General features: G+C 64.3%; 14 protein-coding genes. 10 read left to right on the top strand and 4 right to left on the bottom strand.

The annotated features are described in order from the left end of the window. Nucleotides 1–60 precede the first annotated feature (60 nt). From APH35_RS18820 to APH35_RS18790, 7 genes are all read left to right on the top strand, one after another. Nucleotides 61–1,224, top strand: a complete 1,164-nt coding sequence (locus APH35_RS18820; protein WP_012270547.1) for an efflux RND transporter periplasmic adaptor subunit — start codon at nt 61–63, stop codon at nt 1,222–1,224. Then, nucleotides 1,221–4,313 carry a multidrug efflux RND transporter permease subunit gene (locus tag APH35_RS18815; RefSeq protein WP_060515255.1) on the top strand — a complete coding sequence of 1,031 codons (3,093 nt, stop codon included), beginning with the start codon at nt 1,221–1,223 and terminating at the stop codon, nt 4,311–4,313. The genes APH35_RS18820 and APH35_RS18815 overlap by 4 nt, the downstream gene beginning before the upstream one ends. A gap of 9 nt (nt 4,314–4,322) precedes the next feature. Next, nucleotides 4,323–4,997 (top strand): heavy metal response regulator transcription factor, encoded by a 675-nt coding sequence (locus APH35_RS18810; RefSeq protein ID WP_012270545.1) that lies wholly within the window; start codon nt 4,323–4,325, stop codon nt 4,995–4,997. After that, nucleotides 4,972–6,369, top strand: a complete 1,398-nt coding sequence (locus tag APH35_RS18805; RefSeq protein WP_012270544.1) for a heavy metal sensor histidine kinase — start codon at nt 4,972–4,974, stop codon at nt 6,367–6,369. The genes APH35_RS18810 and APH35_RS18805 overlap by 26 nt, the downstream gene beginning before the upstream one ends. A gap of 156 nt (nt 6,370–6,525) precedes the next feature. Then, the gene (locus APH35_RS18800) at nt 6,526–6,750 is read left to right on the top strand and encodes a hypothetical protein (protein ID WP_012270543.1); all 225 of its coding nucleotides are present in this window, start codon (nt 6,526–6,528) and stop codon (nt 6,748–6,750) included. A 205-nt stretch (nt 6,751–6,955) separates the two neighbouring features. Next, on the top strand, nt 6,956–8,290 hold the full coding sequence (locus tag APH35_RS18795) for an OprD family porin (RefSeq protein WP_012270542.1): 1,335 nt from the start codon (nt 6,956–6,958) through the stop codon (nt 8,288–8,290). Between the two features lie 234 nt (nt 8,291–8,524). Continuing rightward, nucleotides 8,525–10,015 carry a sensor domain-containing diguanylate cyclase gene (locus APH35_RS18790; protein ID WP_012270541.1) on the top strand — a complete coding sequence of 497 codons (1,491 nt, stop codon included), beginning with the start codon at nt 8,525–8,527 and terminating at the stop codon, nt 10,013–10,015. Here APH35_RS18790 and APH35_RS18785 read toward each other — a convergent pair. Continuing rightward, nucleotides 10,012–10,488, bottom strand: coding sequence for a ferritin-like domain-containing protein (locus tag APH35_RS18785; RefSeq protein WP_060493626.1), 477 nt, complete (start codon nt 10,486–10,488; stop codon nt 10,012–10,014). The genes APH35_RS18790 and APH35_RS18785 overlap by 4 nt on opposite strands. Nucleotides 10,489–10,690: 202 nt before the next feature. Here APH35_RS18785 and APH35_RS18780 point away from each other — a divergent pair, with 202 nt between their 5' ends. After that, a complete protein-coding gene (locus APH35_RS18780; RefSeq protein ID WP_060493627.1) occupies nt 10,691–10,912 on the top strand; it encodes a DUF3820 family protein in 222 nt (73 codons plus the stop codon). Between the two features lie 146 nt (nt 10,913–11,058). Here APH35_RS18780 and APH35_RS18775 read toward each other — a convergent pair whose 3' ends face one another. Genes APH35_RS18775 through ptsP form a run of 3 tightly spaced genes read right to left on the bottom strand, consistent with a single transcriptional unit; the run spans nt 11,059 to nt 16,598 of the window. Beyond that, nucleotides 11,059–12,801 carry a PTS fructose-like transporter subunit IIB gene (locus APH35_RS18775; protein WP_060515254.1) on the bottom strand — a complete coding sequence of 581 codons (1,743 nt, stop codon included), beginning with the start codon at nt 12,799–12,801 and terminating at the stop codon, nt 11,059–11,061. Beyond that, the gene (gene pfkB / locus APH35_RS18770; RefSeq protein ID WP_012270537.1) at nt 12,798–13,745 is read right to left on the bottom strand and encodes a 1-phosphofructokinase; all 948 of its coding nucleotides are present in this window, start codon (nt 13,743–13,745) and stop codon (nt 12,798–12,800) included. Before pfkB ends, APH35_RS18775 begins: the two co-directional genes overlap by 4 nt. After that, complete coding sequence (gene ptsP / locus APH35_RS18765; RefSeq protein ID WP_060515253.1) at nt 13,746–16,598, bottom strand: phosphoenolpyruvate--protein phosphotransferase; 2,853 nt, start codon at nt 16,596–16,598, stop codon at nt 13,746–13,748. A 284-nt stretch (nt 16,599–16,882) separates the two neighbouring features. Here ptsP and cra point away from each other — a divergent pair, with 284 nt between their 5' ends. Then, nucleotides 16,883–17,878, top strand: coding sequence for a catabolite repressor/activator (gene cra, locus APH35_RS18760; RefSeq protein WP_012270535.1), 996 nt, complete (start codon nt 16,883–16,885; stop codon nt 17,876–17,878). Between the two features lie 2 nt (nt 17,879–17,880). Continuing rightward, a complete protein-coding gene (locus tag APH35_RS18755) occupies nt 17,881–18,657 on the top strand; it encodes a TatD family hydrolase (protein WP_060493631.1) in 777 nt (258 codons plus the stop codon). The last annotated feature ends 14 nt before the right edge of the window (nt 18,658–18,671 follow it).

Genomic DNA, 18,671 nt, shown 5'->3' with positions numbered 1-18,671 from the left:
GGGCTATAAGATTGAGTACCGACAACCGTTCCCTCCTACCTGGTCAAGGTGCCCGCACCGATGCGACGTCCGTCCCGCTCAGTCATCCTCGCCGCCTTGGCGCTTCTGGTCCTGGTGGTAGCGGGCATCTGGTTCGGCCAGCGCCAACCCGAACCGGCCGCCCGCGCACAAACCGCCATCCCTGTGCGCGTTGTCAGCGTTGCCCAGCAAGACGTACCGCGCTATGCCAGCGCCATCGGCTCGGTGCTGTCGTTGCACAGCGTCGAGGTCAGGCCGCAAGTCGAGGGGATACTCACGCAAGTGCTGGTCAAGGAAGGTCAGTGGGTCAAGGAGGGCGACCTGCTCGCCACCCTCGATGATCGCAGCATCCGCGCCAGCCTCGACCAGGCCCGCGCCCAGCTCGGCCAGAGCCAGGCTCAGATCCAGGTGGCCGGCGTCGACCTCAAGCGCTACCGCCTGCTCAGCAGCGATGACGGCGTGTCAAAGCAGACCCTTGACCAGCAACAGGCGCTGGTCAACCAGTTGCAGGCCACGGTCAAGGGCAACCAGGCCGCCATCGCCAACGCCGAGGTGCAACTCTCCTATACGCAGATCCGCTCGCCGGTCACCGGGCGCGTCGGCATCCGCAACGTCGACCCTGGCAACCTGGTGCGCACCAGCGATACCCAAGGGCTGTTCAGCGTCACCCAGATCGACCCGATCGCCGTCGAATTCGCCCTGCCACAGCAAATGCTGCCAACCCTGCAGAGCCTGCTGAAGGCGCCAACCCCGGCGCTGGTGCAGGCCTATATGGACGCCGATGGCGAACGCAGCCTGCTCGGCGAAGGCCATCTGGCACTGATCGACAACCAGATTTCCGCCACCACCGGCACCGTGCGAGTAAAAGCCGAGTTCGACAACAAGGACGGCCGCCTGTGGCCAGGCCAGTTGGTCACCATTCGCCTGCGCACAGCTGTGGAAGAAAACGCCCTGGTGGTGCCGCCGCCCGTGGTGCAACGCGGCGTCGACGGGCACTTCGTCTACCGCCTGGACGGCGACAAGGTCACCAGCGTGCCGGTCAAGGTGCTGTACCAGGACAGCGGGCTGAACATCATAGCCGGGGTCAAGCCGGGCGAGCGCCTGGTGCTCGATGGCCAGTCGCGGCTCAAGCCGGGCTCACGGGTCGAGATCACCCATGACGCCCCCGTGCCGTCGGAAATGGCGGATCGCCGGAGCCAGCCATGAACACGCGCAACGGTGTTTCGGCCTGGTGCATCGACCATCCCATCGCCACCTTGCTGCTGACCTTCGCCCTGGTGCTGCTGGGGGCCATCGCCTTCCCGCGCCTGCCGGTGGCGCCACTGCCCGAGGCAGACTTCCCGACCATCCAGGTCACGGCCCAACTGCCCGGCGCCAGCCCGGAAACCATGGCCTCGTCGGTCGCCACGCCCCTGGAAGTGCAGTTCAGCGCCATCCCCGGCATGACCCAGATGACCAGCAGCAGTGCGCTGGGCTCGACCACCCTGATCTTGCAGTTCACCCTGGACAAGAACATCGACACTGCCGCCCAGGAAGTACAGGCAGCGATCAACACCGCCACTGCGCGCCTGCCGCAAGACCTGCCCAACCCGCCGACCTGGCGCAAGGTCAACCCAGCCGACAGCCCGGTGCTGGTAATGACGGTCAGTTCCGACCAAATGCCCGGCAACGAGCTCAGCGACTACGCCGAAACCCTGCTGGCCCGCCAACTGAGCCAGATCGAAGGGGTGGGCCTGATCAACATCACCGGCCAATTACGCCCGGCCATCCGCGTGCAGGCGCAGCCCGAAAAACTGGCCGCCATCGGCCTGACCCTGGCCGACCTGCGCCAGGCCATCCAGCAAACCAGCCTGAACCTGGCCAAGGGCGCGCTGTACGGCGAGCACAGCGTGTCGACCATCGCCGCCAACGACCAGCTGTTCCACCCCGAGGACTACGCGCAACTGATCGTCTCGTACCGCGACGGCGCCCCCGTGCACCTGAAGGACGTGGCCAAGGTGATCAACGGCGCCGAAAACGCCTATGTCAAAGCCTGGTCCGGCGACCAGCCGGGGCTGAACCTGGTGATCTTCCGCCAGCCTGGGGCCAACATCGTCGATACCGTGGACCGGGTACTGGCCGCCCTGCCCAAGCTGCAAGAGATGCTGCCGGCCTCGGTCGAGGTGTCGGTGCTGCAGGACCGCACCCAGACCATTCGCGCCTCGCTGCACGAAGTGGAGCTGACCCTGATGATCGCAGTGGCCCTGGTGATCGGGGTCATGGCGCTGTTCCTGCGCCAGTGGTCGGCGACAATGGTGGTGTCCAGCGTGCTCGGTGTATCGCTGATCGCCAGCTGCGCGCTGATGTACGTACTGGGTTTCAGCCTGAACAACCTCACCCTGGTGGCCATCGTCATCTCGGTGGGCTTCGTGGTGGATGATGCCATCGTGGTGGTGGAGAACATCCATCGCCACCTGGAGGCCGGCGACGACAGCCGCACGGCGGCGCTCAAGGGCGCTGGGGAAATCGGCTTTACCGTGGTGTCGATCAGTTTCTCGCTGATTGCCGCGTTCATCCCGCTGCTGTTCATGGGCGGTGTGGTCGGCCGGCTGTTCAAGGAATTCGCCCTCACTGCCACCGCCACCATTTTGATTTCGGTGGTGGTCTCGTTGACCTTGGCGCCAACCCTGTGCGCACTGTTCATGCGCCGCCCGCCCGGCGAGCACAAGGGTGGGTTTGGCGAGCGCCTGGTCAAGTGGTATGAAAAAGGCTTGAACCGGGCCCTCGCCCACCAGCGCCTGACCCTCGGTGTATTCGGTGTGACCCTGGCGCTGGCGGTGGCAGGTTACGTGGGCATCCCCAAGGGCTTCTTCCCCCTGCAGGACACCGGCTTCATCCTGGGCACCAGCGAAGCGGCGGCGGATGTGTCATACCCGTCGATGATCGAGAAGCACCAGGCACTGGCCAAAATCATCGGCGCAGACCCTGCGGTGCGTGCGTTCTCCCATTCGGTGGGCGTTACCGGCAGCAACCAGACCATCGCCAACGGCCGCTTCTGGATCGCCCTCAAGCCGCGCGGCGAACGCGATGTCTCGGCCAGCGAACTGATCGACCGGCTGCGGCCCAAGCTGGCCCAGGTACCGGGCATCGTGCTGTACATGCGCGCCGGTCAGGACATCAACCTCAGCTCCGGGCCCTCGCGCACCCAGTACCAGTATGTGCTCAAGAGCAACGATGGCGACGCGCTTAACCTGTGGACCCAGCGCCTGACCGAACGCCTGCGGGAAAACCCGGCGTTCCGCGACTTGTCCAATGACCTGCAGTTGGGCGCCAGTGTCACCCGCATCGATATCGACCGCCAGGCCGCAGCACGTTTCGGCCTGACCACCACCGACGTCGACCAGGCCCTGTACGACGCCTTCGGCCAGCGGCAGATCAGCGAATTCCAGACCGAGACCAACCAGTACAAGGTGATCCTGGAACTGGACGCGCGCCAGCGCGGCAAGGCCGAAAGCCTCAACTACTTCTACCTGCGCTCGCCGCTGACCAGCCAAATGGTGCCACTGTCGGCCGTGGCCCACGTGGCACCGCCCAGCACCGGGCCCCTGTCGATCAGCCACGATGGCCTGTTCCCAGCCGCCAACCTGTCGTTCAACCTGGCGCCAGGCGTGGCCTTGGGCGATGCGGTAAGCATCCTTGATCGCACCCAGCGCGAACTGGGCATGCCCGACTCGATCAGCGGCAACTTCCAGGGTGCGGCGCAGGCATTCCAGAGTTCGCTGTCGAGCCAGCCTTGGCTGATTCTGGCGGCACTGGTGGCGGTGTACATCATTCTCGGTGTGCTGTACGAAAGCTTCGTCCACCCGCTGACGATCATCTCCACCCTGCCCTCGGCCGGCCTGGGTGCGCTGATTTTGCTGTGGGCCATGGGCCAGGACTTCAGCATCATGGGGCTGATTGGTGTGGTGCTGCTGATCGGTATCGTCAAGAAAAACGGCATCCTGCTGATCGACTTCGCCCTCGAAGCGCAGCGCCATCACGGCCTGACACCTGAACAGGCGATTCACCAGGCGTGCCTGACGCGCTTCCGGCCGATCATCATGACCACCCTGGCAGCCTTGCTCGGCGCCGTGCCGCTGATGTTCGGTTTTGGTACTGGCGCCGAGCTGCGCCAACCGCTGGGCATTGCGGTGGTCGGCGGCCTGCTGGTGAGCCAGGCGCTGACGCTGTTCACCACCCCGGTCATATACTTGGCCCTGGAGCGCCTGTTCCACCGCCGCCAGGCTGCCCGAACGGCAGCGCCAAGTGCCAGTTAGGACAAGACCATGCGTGTGCTGATCATCGAAGACGAAGAAAAAACCGCCGACTACCTGCATCGCGGCCTGAGCGAACAGGGCTTTACCGTGGACCTGGCGCGGGACGGCATCGATGGCCTGCACCTGGCCCTGGAGGGTGACTACGCGGTAATCGTGCTGGATGTGATGCTGCCAGGCCTGGACGGTTATGGCGTGCTGCGCGCCTTGCGCGCTCGCAAGCAAACGCCGGTGATCATGCTGACCGCCCGCGAGCGTGTCGAAGACCGCATCCATGGGCTGCGTGAGGGCGCTGACGATTACCTGGGCAAGCCGTTCTCGTTCCTCGAACTGGTCGCCCGCCTGCAGGCCCTGACCCGGCGCAGCAGCAGCCACGAACCGCTGCAGGTGCAGGTGGCAGACCTGTGGATCGACCTGATGGCGCGCAAGGCCACTCGCGCCGGTCAACGCCTGGATCTGACGGCCAAGGAGTTCTCGTTATTGAGCGTGCTGGCCCGGCGGCAGGGTGAAATCCTGTCGAAGACGGCGATTGCCGAGCTGGTCTGGGACATCAACTTCGACAGCGATGCCAACGTCGTGGAAGTGGCAATCAAGCGCCTGCGCGCGAAACTCGACGGGCCTTTCGACAACAAGTTGCTGCACACCATCCGAGGCATGGGCTATGTCCTGGAAAACCGTGCGGGGTAACTCCATCGCGCTGCGCCTGTCGGCGTTGTTCATCCTGGTGGCGCTGGGTGTGTTCGTGCTGATCGGCTCGGCGCTGTACCGCCAGGTCGATCGCAGCCTCGACTTGCTGCCACAGGCGGAGCTGGATGCGCGCTTCAGCGTGCTCGAATCCACCCTCAACCGCTATGGCACACCCGACCACTGGGCCAAGATCAACAACAAGCTCAACCTGCTTAGCGAAGAGGACAAGCGCATTCGCTTCTGGGTGGTCAGCAGCAACCCGGCCTATGAATACGGCCACCCCAGCGAGCTGGTGCGTGCCTTCGCCGAAGGGCCGCAAGGCATGCGCGACTTGCGTCTGCCTGACCGGCCCTACCCATACAAAGTACTGGTCAGCGAACTGCCGGCGCTGGGCGAGCGGCCGGCGTTGCGTTTTCTGATCGGCATTGACACCGAAACCTTCTGGCAGGCACAGCACAGCCTGCTGGTGGCGATTGTCGGGCTGGCCGTGCTTGGCGTGCTGCTGGCTTCAGTGCTGGGCTACTGGGTGGCGCGCATTGGCCTGCGGCCGCTGCTGGCGTTGTCCAACGAGGCCCAGGCACTGGCGCCACCTCGCCTGGACGGGCGCTTGCAGACCCACGCGCTGGCCCCGGAGCTGGCGCAGTTTGCCGGCGCCTTCAACGCTGCGCTCGACCGCGTCAGCCAGGCCTATTCGCGGCTGGAAGCGTTCAACGCCGACGTAGCCCACGAACTGCGTTCGCCGCTGACCAACCTGATCGGCCAGACCCAGGTGGCGCTGACCCGTGGCCGCAGCGCCGAGCACTACTTCGAAGTGCTGCAATCGAACCTGGAAGAGCTGGAGCGCCTGCGCAGCATCATCAACGACATGCTGTTCCTGGCCAGCGCCGATCAAGGCAGCAAGGCCACCGCCCTGACCCAGGCCTCGCTGGCCGAGGAAGTAGCGACCACCCTCGACTACCTGGATTACATCCTCGAAGACGCGCAGGTCAGCGTGAGCGTGACCGGCGACGCCCAGGCGCCGATTGAAAAAGCCCAGCTGCGCCGGGCGCTGATCAACCTGCTGAACAACGCCGTGCAGCACACCGCACCACACCAGGTGATCCAGGTGCGGATCGATGCCCGGCCGGAACAGGTCAGCATTGCCGTGAGTAACCCGGGGCCGGCAATTGATGATGAGCACCTGCCGTTACTGTTCGAACGTTTCTACCGGGTGGATGCTGCACGCAGCAACAGTGGTGGTGGCAACCATGGGTTGGGCTTGGCGATCGTCAAGGCGATCGCGCTGATGCATGGTGGGGAGGTGTTTGTACGCAGTGCAGCGGGGGCCAATACCTTCGGTATCCAGTTACCCACCCACAGGGACCGCGTCTAGGACGGGGGTTTGCGGCGAAAGTACTATTGCTTTCTCATGAATCGTTACCTTTTGCGCAACAGTGCTTATCGCACTTCGCTCTGTTTCAAGTGCATTGAAAGGGCTAACTTTACCCCCGTCCTCATTAGCACTTGCACCGCAAGAAGGTAGTTTCAAATGTCCAACAGTATGGGTATTGCCAGCGTCTTCGTCCTGTCTTCCCTGTTGTTGTCGCCCCTGGCCATGGCCGAAGAATCCCAGGCTTTCGTCGCCCGTAATGCTGAGTTCGCCGCTGTCCATCAAGAGGCCCGCGACGCGGTAGCCGCAAATAAGGCAGACGCCGCCAAAGACGCAAAACAGACAGCTTCCAAAGTTTCTGTCGATGCCAATGCCGACAGCTGATCACGCGCTGTCACTGCTCCCGTTTTCCCTTGGCTACGCCATGGGCACCACCGGTGCCGATATGTTAGCCTTTTAAAGCCGCTGCCAATCAGCGGCTTTTTTTATGTGCTTTAACTCTCAGCCCGGCTGTAACGTCATCCTATAAAAAAGACGCACATTCAAAAATAAAAACTGCCCCACCGTCAGACCAAAGGAGCTAGTACCGGTGCCTTCCGCGTTTCGTTTTACCCCGCTTTTCATTGCGTTGACTGCAACGATCCCTTTCGCCGCCCAGGCAGATGAAGACAAGGCTGATGGCTTCATCGAAGGGTCGTCCTTCAACCTGCATTTTCGTAATGCCTACTTCAACCGCGACAACCACAACGCTGGCGTGCGCGACACCCGCGAATGGGGCCAGGGCGCGGTTGCGCGCTTCGAGTCGGGTTACACCCCCGGTGTCATCGGCTTTGGCCTGGACGCCCATGCCATGTTGGGCCTGAAGCTCGACGGCGGTGGCGGCCATGCCGGCACCAGTATCCTGCCTGAGCACATCAAGGACGACGGCGAACTGGGGGCTGCCCCGCACTCGTTCTCCACGGCTGGCGCTGCGGTCAAGCTCAAGGCCTTCGACACCGAACTGAAAGCTGGTGACCTGTTCCTCACCAACCCGGTGATCGCCGGCGGCGAAACCCGCATGCTGCCGCAAACCTTCCGTGGTGTGAGCCTGACCAACACCAGCATCGACGGCCTGCTGCTCGAAGGCGGCCAGGTGAGCTTCACCCACCCCTACAACCAGAGCGGCCACCGCCGCATCGACACCTACTACGGGTCGCTGGACGAGCACGACAAGAGCAAGCACCTGAACTGGGCCGGCGCATCGTGGAGCGGTACCGAGAACATCACCGCCAACCTGTACGCCGCCGAGCTGAAGGACATCTGGAACCAGTACTACGCTGACTTCGACTACACCTACGTGGTCAACGACCTGGTCAGCCTGAACCCGGGCGTGCACTTCTACCACACCCAGGACACCGGCCAGGCCCTGCTGGGCAAGATCGACAACAACACCTACAGCGTGCACTTCACCGTCAACGCCGGGTTCCACAGCATCACCGCCGCCTACCAGCGCGTGAACGGCAACACGCCGTTCGACTACATCAACCTGGGCGACAGCGTGTACCTGGACAACTCGCGCATGTACTCGGACTTCAACGCGCCGAACGAGCGCTCGTGGAAGCTGCAGTACGACTATGACTTCGCCGGTGTCGGCGTGCCAGGCCTGACCACTTCGCTGTCGTACTCGCGCGGTGAAGCCGACCTGACCAAGGCCACCCAGGACACCACGCATTACGACTACTACCGGGAAGATGGCAAGAACGCCATGCACTGGGAACGCGACCTGGACGTGAAGTACGTGTTCCAGGCGGGTGACCTGAAGGACCTGTCGGTACTGGTGCGCTACGCCACCCACCGTGGCAGCCAGGGTTATGCGTCGATCGACAGCAACAGCGACAACGACGAAGTACGCGTGATCGTGGATTACCCGCTTAACGTGTTCTGATCGCCGTTTGTAAACAATACATATGACTCTGTGGGAGCGGGTTCACCCGCGAACACCGGCGAAGCCGGTGCCAAGCACCGCGGTGGATTCTTCGCAGGTAAACCCGCTCCCACAGGGTTCGGCGTGAAGCCGAAATACAGCTCTGCGTGATTCCGTCGGACAAATCTTGTCCGACAATCTCTGCTTCCCTAGAATATTGCCGCCGCGAATGGCCCTGCCCACGCAGTAGCGAGCATGCCCACCCAATCCCCGCGTTTCCCAGTCTACAGGTCGCACCCCGAACTGATCCTCAACCTGGGCAGTTGCCTTGCCGTGCTCGCCATCGTGGCTATCGTCAGCTACCTGCTGGCCCGCGAGCGCGACAGCGTCGAGCTGTCGGCGGTGCGCGCGTCGAACAACATCGTCCAGCTGATCGAAAGCGACATCCTGCGCAACGCCGAACTGTACGACCAGTCGCTGCAAGGCCTGATCTGGGCCGTCGGGCGCAAGGAGCTGGCGCAAACTCCTGGCCCACTGCGCCAGCGCCTGCTGTTCAATGAAGCGTTCGTCGACCGCAAGCGCGGTGACGTGCTGTGGCTGGACAAACAAGGCAACGTCGTCGGCGATTCCACCAGCAGCGTGCCGCGCAAGGCCAACTTCGGCGACACCGGGGTGTTCAAGGCTCACCAGCACAATGCCAACCTCGGCCTGCTGGTAGGCCCGCCGTTCAAGGCCAAGCTCGGCGACCTGGACTGGTGCATCAGTTTCAGCCGGCGTATCTCCGGCCCCAATGGCGAGTTCGCCGGGTTGGCGGCGGGTGCGCTGCGCCTGTCGTACTTCAGTGAACTGTTCCAGCGCCTGGACATCGGGGATGACAGCAGCATCAACCTGTTCAATACCGACGGGCAGTTGCTCGCCCGCCAGCCCTCCCGCGTGCACGACCCGCTGATCGGCAGCAACTACGCCGAACGGCCCAACTTCAAGCGCATCCTCAGTGAACGCAGCGGCAGCTTCACCGCCCGCTCCGGCGGCAGCGGCAAACCGCGCATGTATACCTTCGCCCGTGTCGCGCAATTGCCCCTGATCGTGTTGGTGGTGCACTCGGCCGACGAGGTGTTTGAATCCTGGCGCCGCACCGCGATTCTGGTCAGCGTCGCCACCGGGGTGCTGTGCGTGGGCATTCTCTGGCTGACGCTGCTGCTGGGTCGTGAATTGCGCCGCCGCCACGAAGCCGAAGAAGGCTTGGCCACGCTGGCGGCCACTGACAGCCTGACGGGCCTGGCCAACCGCCGCCGACTGGATCTGGTGTTGCGCCAGGAATGGGCGCGCGCCCAACGTAACCGCAAGCCACTGGCGGTGCTGATGGTCGATGTGGACCATTTCAAGGCATTCAACCAACGCCATGGCCACGCCGGTGGCGACCACGCCCTGCGCGAAGTGGCCAAGACTATCGAGGCTTGTATCCGTCGCCCGGCGGACCTGGCTGCGCGCTATGGAGGGGAGGAGTTTCAGGTGGTGCTGCCAGAAACCGACCTGGCCGGTGCGCAGCTGCTGGCTGAACGCATCCGTGCGAGCGTCGAGGCGCTGGCGCCGTTTGCCGATGATGCCCACGCGGTTACGGTGAGCATTGGCATCGGCCTGTCCGGCACCCAGCATGACCTGAGCAGGGTGCTGGGTGCCGCGGATGAAGCGCTCTACCGGGCCAAAGCCAAAGGCCGCAACCGGGTAGAGAGCCCGGCCGATTAGGAACGGGCGCGGGCGGAGTCGCGCAGGGCTTTGACCTGGTCATGGTTGCGCTGCACGCCTTGCAGCTGTTTTTCCACCAGGCTGTAGGTCGTGTCGCTGGCAGTGCGGCCCAGCTTCACCAGTTTTTCGCGGGCTTCCTTGTAGGCTTTGAGGGCGTGGTCTTCACCGCGCTCCACTTCGTTCAGCACCGCTTCTTCGTCCTTGCCGGTAACCATCGACTTGAGGTTGACCCAGCCGCGGTGCAGGTCGCCGCTGATGCTGGTGGAGGTTTCCGGGTCGCCGCCCAGGCGGCGCACTTCGCTCTGCAGTTCACCGGCCGCGTTGGCGCACTCGCCGGCACGCTGGACGAAGAACGCTTTCAGCTCGGCGTTCTTCACATCATCGGCCGAGGCCTTGAAGCCCTTCTCGCCATCCTTGCTGTACTCGATCAGGTCGTTGAGCACGTCAATCACGTCTTTGTTGGGGTTGCTCATGGTCGAACTCCTTGGCAGGTGATAGTCATCTACACAGGTGCAGCGTTCGTGCCATGCTGCCAGATAAAGAAAAACTCTTATTATTCAGATAGTTACAAAACAAATGACGCGGACTGGCAACGGCGTTCTGCATGATTGCCGCTTGGGGCTTCGTGCAGATTGCAGTATGGTCGGCGCTTTTGAACAACCAGGTGCGCCGTAGATGAAGCCGGAAACCCTCGAACTGCTGGTGACCCGCAGCATGCCGTTCGGCAAGTACCAAGGGCGAATCATTGCCGACCTGCCGGGGGACTACCTGGCGTGGTTCGCGCGCAAGGGTTTCCCGGCGGGAGAACTGGGTGGGTTACTGGCGTTGATGCATGAGATCGACCACAACGGGCTGGGTGATCTGTTGGTGCCGTTACGCAAGAAACATGGGCGCTGACAGGTCAAATCGGGCTTAGTGGGAGCGGCCTTGTGTCGCGAAAGGGCCGCAAAGCGGCCCCAACAATCTATGCGGCGAAGCTGAAATCTGGGGCTGCCATGCAGCCCTTCCGCGACACAAGGCCGCTCCCACAGGACGGGGGCAGCTCAGGCACTTTTAACCGGCGCCACCGCCAGCTCCACCTGCTCGCTCTTCTTGATCACCGCATACACCACCGCCGTCAACAGGCTGCCCGCCACGATCGCCAGCAAGTACAGCAGCGCATGGTTGATCGCATTGGGGATCAACAGCACGAACAAGCCGCCATGCGGTGCCATCAGCTTGCAGCCAAAGTACATCGACAATGCACCGGTCAGCGCACCGCCGACGATACTGGCCGGGATCACCCGCAGCGGGTCCTTGGCGGCAAACGGGATAGCCCCCTCGGAGATAAAGCACAAGCCCAGCGCCAGTGCCGCCTTGCCCGCCTCACGCTCGCTCTGGGCGAACTTGCGCCGGGCCAGGAAGGTGGCAATACCCAGGCCGATCGGCGGCACCATGCCAGCGGCCATGGTCGCCGCCATCGGCGCGTAGCTCGACGAAGCCAACAGCCCCACCGAGAAGGCATAGGCGGCCTTGTTGATCGGCCCGCCAAGGTCGACGCACATCATGCCGCCCAGCAACAGCCCCAGCAGAATGGCATTGGTGGTGCCCATGCTGTCGAGGAAGTGCGTAAGGCCTTCGAGCATCGCCGCTACCGGCTGGCCAACCACGTAGATCATCACCAGGCCGGTGAACAGGCTAGCCAGCAGCGGAATGATCAAAATCGGCTTGAGCGCTTCCAGGCTGCTCGGCAAGCGCGCCCAACGGGCAATGGCCTTGGCGCTGTAACCGGCAAGAAAACCCGCGACGATGCCACCAATGAAACCAGCCCCCAGGGTGCTGGCCAGCAAACCGCCGATCATGCCTGGGGCCAACCCCGGTCGGTCGGCAATGGACCAGGCGATGTAACCGGCCAGCAAAGGCACCATCAGCTTGAACGCAGCCTCGCCGCCAATCTGCATCAACGCCGCCGGCAAGGTGCCCGGCTGTTTGTAGGCCTCGATGCCGAACACGAACGACAGGGCAATCAGCAGGCCACCGGCCACTACCATCGGCAGCATGAACGACACGCCAGTGAGCAGGTGCTTGTATACCCCACTCTTCTCGCCTTTGGCTGCCGTGCTGGCCGCCGCAGCCTCTGCACTGTTTTCCACCTTGGCTTCGGCCAAGGCTTTGTCCAGCGTGGCGCGGGCCTGCTTGAGGGCGATGCCGGTGCCGCAGCGGTAAATACGCTTGCCGGCGAAACGCGCGGTGGGTACTTCGATGTCGGCGGCCAGCAACACCACGTCTGCTGCAGCGATGGCTTCGGCGGACAACGGGTTGCGCGCACCGACCGAGCCCTGGGTCTCGACGGTGAGCTGGTATCCCAGTTGCTGTGCGGCTTGCTGCAAAGCTTCTGCAGCCATGAAGGTGTGCGCAACGCCGGTCGGGCAGGCAGTGACGGCAACGATACGAGCAGCGCCGCTGCCAGCTGCGGCCGGGGTGTCAGGCAATGCGCTCAGCAGTTGGGCGTTGGCGGCCGCTTCGTCGAGGAAGCCCTCGCGATCAGCCAAGGCCTGGGACGGCGTACTCTTGTATAGGCGCTTGCCGACGAAGCGGGCCAGGTCCACCGGGCCGGTGCTGACCACCAGCACCCAGTCGGCCTCGGCGATCTGTGCCGCACTCAGTTGCCGCTCAGGGTGCTCGGCATCCAGCACTTCGACACTGGTGCTCCAACCACGTCGCTGGGCAGCGGCAGCCAGCAGGCGCGCGCTCAGCACACTCGATACCTGGCCGTTGGGGCAGGCGGTGACAATGGCAATGTTCATCGGCAACCCTCTTGTTGTTCTGTCAGTTGCACGGCGGCTTCCAGACGTTCCAGTTGCTCGCGGTCACGGATGCCGAAGCCAACCTGGGTGACGGCCTGGGCGGCAATTGCAGTGGCACGAATCAAGGTCTGCGCGGGGGCCTCGCCCTGCAGCAGGCCATGAACCATGCCGGCCACCAGCGAATCCCCCGCCCCCACCGTGCTGGCGACCCGCACCTTGGGCGGGCAGGCATGCACGGCCAGATCGCGGCGGAACCAGCTGACGCCCTGCTCCCCTGCAGAGACCACCACGTGCTCAACGCCAGCGGCCAGCAGGCGCTCGGCGGCAGCGCGCTGCTGCGCCGGGTTATCCACAGCCAGACCAAGCACTTCGCCCAGCTCCTCGGTATTGGGTTTCACCAGCCAGGGCGCAGCCTGCAGGCCAGCACGCAGGGCTTCACCGCTGCTATCCAGGGCCACCTTGAGGCCTTGCGCCTTCAGCTGTTCGAGCAACTGGCGGAACCAGTCGGCACTGATCCCACGCGGCAGGCTGCCGGCCACCACCACCGCATCATGACCTGGGGCGACCTGCTGCAGCCTGCGCAGCAAGGCGCTGCGTGCCGCCTCGTCGACCTCCGGGCCCTGGCCGTTGATATCGGTGACGCGGCCATCGGCCTCGACCAGCTTGATGTTGCTACGGGTTTCGCCCGGCACGCGGACAAAGCAGTCGGCAAAGCCGCGCCAGGCGATCAACGCCTCGAAGGGCTGCAGGTTGTCCTGCCCGAGGAAACCGCCGACGGTCACGCTGTGCCCCAGGTCGGCCAATACCTGGGCAACGTTCAGCCCCTTGCCCGCTGCGTGACTTTGCTGCGCTTGACTACGGTTGACCTGCCCAGGGCGCAGGGTGTCCAGGCCGACGGTGATATCCAGCGCCGGGTTCAGGGTAAGGGTGAGGATCTTGGCCATTCAGTAACGCTCCACCAGCGCGCGAACTGCCGCAGCGCTGTCCTGTTGCAAGGCTTCGCGCGCCAGGGCGCGGGCCGTCTGGTGATCGGCCTGGCGAACCAGTGCCTTGACTTCGGCGATGCTGCGCGCGGATACACTGAGCTCGTCCACGTCCAGGCCCAGCAGCACGGCGACCGCTTGCGGGTCGGCCGCCAGCTCGCCACACACGCCCACCCACTTGCCTTGGGCATGGGCGGCACGCACCGTCATGTCGATCAGGTTCAATACTGCCGGGTGCAGGCCGTCGGCCTGGGCCGAGAGGCTAGGGTGGCCACGGTCGATGGCCAAGGTGTACTGGGTCAGGTCATTGGTGCCGATGCTGAAGAAGTCCACTTCGCGCGCCAATTGCGCTGCCAGCAGGGCCGCCGAAGGCACCTCGACCATGATGCCCAGTTGCAGGTCGGCGACCGGGATTTCTGCACGCAGGCGCTCGACCATGGCCCGAGCCTCGCGCCATTCGTGCACCTGGCCAACCATCGGGAACATGATGCGCAGCGGTCGCTGGTCGGCGGCCCGTAGCAAGGCGCGCAACTGGTCTTCCATGATTTGCGGGCGCTGCAGCGTCAGGCGTACGCCACGTACACCAAGGAACGGGTTTTCCTCGGCGGCGATGGGCCAGTAAGGCAGCGGCTTGTCGCCACCGACATCGAGGGTGCGCACCATTAGTGGCCGCCCGCCCAGGCCATCGAGCACACGGCGGTACTCGGCCTCCTGGGTGGCCACGTCCGGCGCTTGAGGGTGGGCCATGAAAATCAGTTCGGTGCGCAGCAGGCCAACGCCTTCGGCGCCCTGCTCCACCACCTTGGCGATGCCGTTGCTGTCGCCAATGTTGGCGAACACCTCGACGGCATGACCATCACGGGTGACGGCTGGCTCGAAGCGGTTGGCCCAGGCAGCCTGCAGGCGCTGCTCACGCAGGTCGCGCTCGGCCAGCGCCTGTTGCAACTCATCCACTGGCGGCGCCACGCTGACCACTCCACGCTGGCCATCGAGCAGCAGCGGCGTGCCACTCTCCAGCAGCAGAATCGACGCACCTGCGCCGACCACCGCCGGAATGCCCAATGCACGGGCGACGATGGCACTGTGGGCCGTGGCACCGCCTTGGGCGGTGACGATGCCGGCAACCCGGTTCGGGTCCAGGCGGGCGACATCGGACGGGCCGACTTCAGTCATCACCAACACATAGGGTTGCTCGGGTTCAACCTGCGCCTGCACACCACACAGCTGCGCCAGCACGCGGCGGCCAATGTCGCGCAGGTCGGCGGCGCGCTCAGCGAGCAGGGCATCGTGCAACGACTCCTGCTGACGGGCTGCGGCTTCGATCACGGCCATCCAGGCGGCCGCAGCGCTTTCGCCCTGGGCCAGGCGCTGTTCGATATCGTCGGTCAGGGCCGGGTCGGCAAGCATTTCCTGATGGGTGACGAAAATTTCGCCAATGGCCTTGTCGCTGCGCAGCACCAACGCCTGCAGTTCGCCGTTCACACTGGCGATGGCTGCGCGCAGCTTCTGCCGCTCCTGGGCGCAGGATTCGCCACGCAACGGATAGTCGAACTCACGCTCGACACAGACATGCGCCGGGCCACTGGCAATGCCGGGCGCTGCGCCCACACCCTGGATACGGCTGCCGGCGGCTGGGGCCTGCAGCACTTCGGGTGGGTGATCGGCCATGGGCGTGACGCTCTGCGGCAGCGGTTCAACCTCTTCGCCAAGGCCTTGTTCGATAGCGGCCAGCAGCACCGGCAAGGCATCGGCGGCGATGCCAGGCTCGGCGACCAGTTCCAGCACCTGACCACGGCGGGCGCCCAGGCTCAGCAGCTTGCTCAGGCTCTTCAGCGACACCGCTGGCTGCGCGCTGTCGACCAGGCGCACACGGATTTCCCCTTCAAAGCCTTTGGCCAGCTGTGCCAGCACCTTGGCCGGGCGGGCATGCAGGCCATGAGGGTTGGCCAGCACAATACGCGCGCTGGGCCAATCCGCCGGCGCTTCGCCGCCCAGCACTTCCAGTACCGCGCGGCTGCTGGTGGCCTGGTAGAGCATCTGCCCACGGCCTTCAATCAGCACTTCGCACAGGCGCTCGAGCAAGGCTTGGTGAGCGGCGCCTAGGCTCGCCAGGCAGAACAAACCGTTGAGCGGTTGGTCGCGATAGCGCAACGGCTGCTGGGGGGTGATGAACGCCAGGCCCGGCTGACGTACCTGACGCTCGCTGTGCAGCCACCAAAGGCCCTCACCCAGCGGCAGCGGCTCGGCTTGCTGCAATACGGCGGCAAAGCCGCTGTCGACACAATCGGCACGTTGCAACAGGCGGGCACCGCGCCAGGCCAGTTCGTCGAAGTCTTCAGCCGGCAGGTTCAGGCCAACCAGCTGCGCATCCAGCGCCAGTGCCTGTGGTGCGCCCTGCAGCAGCTTGAGCAGCGCTTCGGCGGAACTGGCCCGGCGCAGCGCTTCGGCCAGGTCGGTCTCGCCCAGGGCGCGGGTGAGCAGCTGCAGCAGGCGCAGGTGTTCGTCGGAGCGAGCGGCGATACCGATGGCCAGGTAGACCATTTGCCCGTCACCCCAGTCCACACCCTCGGGGAACTGCAGCAGACGCACGCCGGTGGTATACACCAGATCACGGGTTTGCGGCGTGCCATGGGGGATGGCGATGCCCTGGCCAAGAAACGTCGAGCCCTGCACCTCGCGGGCTTGCAGCCCTTGCAGGTAACCCTCGGCGACCAGGCCGTCCCCGACCAGCCGGTCCGCCAGCAGGCTCAATGCCTCGGCCTTGTCGGCGGCCGTCTGGCCCATGGCTATCTGCTCCTTGGCGAGCTCGAGCATGACCTTCTCCTTTTGCAGTTCCCGTTCGGGTACTGGAGTATTGTTGTGAAATTCACATAAAGGGCCAGTTCCGCAGCCTTGCACGGATGGCAGCCGAGGCAGAAAATTCGGCAGCTGAAACGTTTAACCTGACCAGACGGCCACGTTACTCGATAATCTGCCCGGTAAAAAGCCCCATCCTGTCGGACAATTGCGACAATGGTCGTCTGCGCGTGATGCCCGTGCCGGGTCAAACTACCCGGTCCGGCCTTACAGCCAGCCCCGGTAATAACAAGGAAAATTCGGTGAAACTCAGCGATATCGCCCGTCTGGCCGGTGTGTCCGTGACCACTGCCAGCTACGTCATCAACGGCAAGGCTGAACAGCAGCGCATCAGCAACAGTACTGTCGAGCGGGTACGCGCGGTGGTCGAAGCCCACGGCTTCACCCCCAACCCGCAGGCTGCTGGGCTGCGCAGCCGGCATACCCGCACCCTGGGCTTCATTCTCCCGGATCTGGAGAACCCCAGCTACGCCCGCATTGCCAAGCAACTGGAGCAAGGCGCCCGCGCCCGCGGCTACCAGTTGCTGATCGCCAGCAGCGACGACCAGCCCGACAGCGAGCGCCAACTGCAGCAGCTGTTCCGTGCGCGCCGATGCGATGCATTGTTCGTTGCCAGCTGCCTGCCGCCAGAAGATGACAGCTACCGTGACTTGCAGGACAAAGGCCTGCCGGTGATCGCCATCGACCGCCGCCTGGACCCTGCGCACTTCTGCTCGGTGATCAGCGATGACCGCGATGCCAGCCGCCAACTGGCCGCCAGCCTGCTCAATTCGGCCCCACGCAGCATTGCCTTGATCGGCGCACGCCCCGAGCTGTCGGTCAGCCAGGCGCGCGCAGGCGGTTTCGACGAAGCCCTGCAAGGTTATGCCGGCGAAGTGCGCCGCTACCAGGGCGAAGCGTTCAGCCGCGAGTGCGGCCAACGCCTGATGCAGCAGCTGATCGAAGACCTGGGTGGCTTGCCGGATGCCCTGGTGACCACCTCCTATGTGCTGCTGCAAGGGGTGTTCGACACCCTGCAGGCACGCCCTGCCGACTCGCGTCAGCTGCAACTGGGCACCTTTGGCGACAACCAACTGCTCGACTTCCTGCCGCTACCGGTCAATGCCATGGCCCAGCAGCATGGCCTGATTGCCGCCACCGCGCTGGAACTGGCCCTGGCCGCAATTGAGGAAAAACGCTACGAACCCGGCGTGCATGCCGTTGGCCGCACCTTCAAGCAACGCATCACAGCGGCCTGAAAATGCGCCTGATCGACACCCACACTCACTTGGACTTCCCCGACTTCGACGCCGACCGCTCGCGCCTGCTGGCCAACGCGGCGGCACGCGGGGTGGAACGGATGGTGGTGCTGGGGGTTTATCAGGCAAATTTCCAACGGGTGTGGGACCTGGCCTGCGCCAATGAACGCCTGTTTGCGGCACTCGGCCTGCACCCGGTGTACCTCGACGAGCATCGCCCAGAGCACCTGACGCAATTACGCCAATGGCTGGAGCGCCTGCGCGGCGACCCGCGGCTATGCGCCGTGGGCGAGTTTGGCCTGGACTATTACCTTGAGGACCTGGACAAAACGCGCCAACAGGGCCTGTTCGAAGCGCAACTGCAAATGGCCTGCGACTTCGACCTGCCCGCGCTGTTGCATGTGCGCCGCAGCCATGCCCAGGTAATTGCCACGCTCAAGCGTTACAAACCGGTGCGGGCGGGGGTGATCCATGCGTTTGCCGGCAGTTACGAAGAGGCCCGTGAGTACATCAAGCTGGGCTTCCGCCTCGGGCTTGGCGGCGCCGGCACCTGGCCGCAGGCGCTGCGGCTGCGCAAGACGCTGGCGCGGCTGCCGCTGGAGAGCGTGGTGCTGGAGACCGATGCGCCGGATATGGCGCCGGTGATGCACCCAGGGATGCGCAACAGCCCGGAACACTTGCCGGACATTGCCGGGGCGCTGGCCCAGGTGATGGGCTTGGATGTAGAAGAGCTGGCGCAGGCCAGTAGCCGCAATGCCTGCGAGTTGTTTGGCTGGTGAAATCCAGGTGAGCG

Source organism: Pseudomonas sp. NBRC 111132, from assembly GCF_001320565.1.
Classification (GTDB): domain Bacteria; phylum Pseudomonadota; class Gammaproteobacteria; order Pseudomonadales; family Pseudomonadaceae; genus Aquipseudomonas; species Aquipseudomonas putida_P.
The sequence above is the reverse complement of the archived record's forward strand: the minus strand, read 5'-3'. Positions and strand labels throughout refer to the sequence as shown.

Bases quoted from the DNA above. Each gene is read 5' to 3' on its own strand.
- APH35_RS18820 (WP_012270547.1), top strand. From the start codon at position 61: ATGCGACGTCCGTCCCGCTCAGTCATCCTCGCCGCCTTGGCGCTTCTG.
- APH35_RS18815 (WP_060515255.1), top strand. From the start codon at position 1,221: ATGAACACGCGCAACGGTGTTTCGGCCTGGTGCATCGACCATCCCATC.
- APH35_RS18810 (WP_012270545.1), top strand. From the start codon at position 4,323: ATGCGTGTGCTGATCATCGAAGACGAAGAAAAAACCGCCGACTACCTG.
- APH35_RS18805 (WP_012270544.1), top strand. From the start codon at position 4,972: ATGTCCTGGAAAACCGTGCGGGGTAACTCCATCGCGCTGCGCCTGTCG.
- APH35_RS18800 (WP_012270543.1), top strand. From the start codon at position 6,526: ATGTCCAACAGTATGGGTATTGCCAGCGTCTTCGTCCTGTCTTCCCTG.
- APH35_RS18790 (WP_012270541.1), top strand. From the start codon at position 8,525: ATGCCCACCCAATCCCCGCGTTTCCCAGTCTACAGGTCGCACCCCGAA.
- APH35_RS18785 (WP_060493626.1), bottom strand. From the start codon at position 10,488: ATGAGCAACCCCAACAAAGACGTGATTGACGTGCTCAACGACCTGATC.
- APH35_RS18780 (WP_060493627.1), top strand. From the start codon at position 10,691: ATGAAGCCGGAAACCCTCGAACTGCTGGTGACCCGCAGCATGCCGTTC.
- APH35_RS18775 (WP_060515254.1), bottom strand. From the start codon at position 12,801: ATGAACATTGCCATTGTCACCGCCTGCCCCAACGGCCAGGTATCGAGT.
- pfkB (WP_012270537.1), bottom strand. From the start codon at position 13,745: ATGGCCAAGATCCTCACCCTTACCCTGAACCCGGCGCTGGATATCACC.
- ptsP (WP_060515253.1), bottom strand. From the start codon at position 16,598: ATGCTCGAGCTCGCCAAGGAGCAGATAGCCATGGGCCAGACGGCCGCC.
- APH35_RS18755 (WP_060493631.1), top strand. From the start codon at position 17,881: ATGCGCCTGATCGACACCCACACTCACTTGGACTTCCCCGACTTCGAC.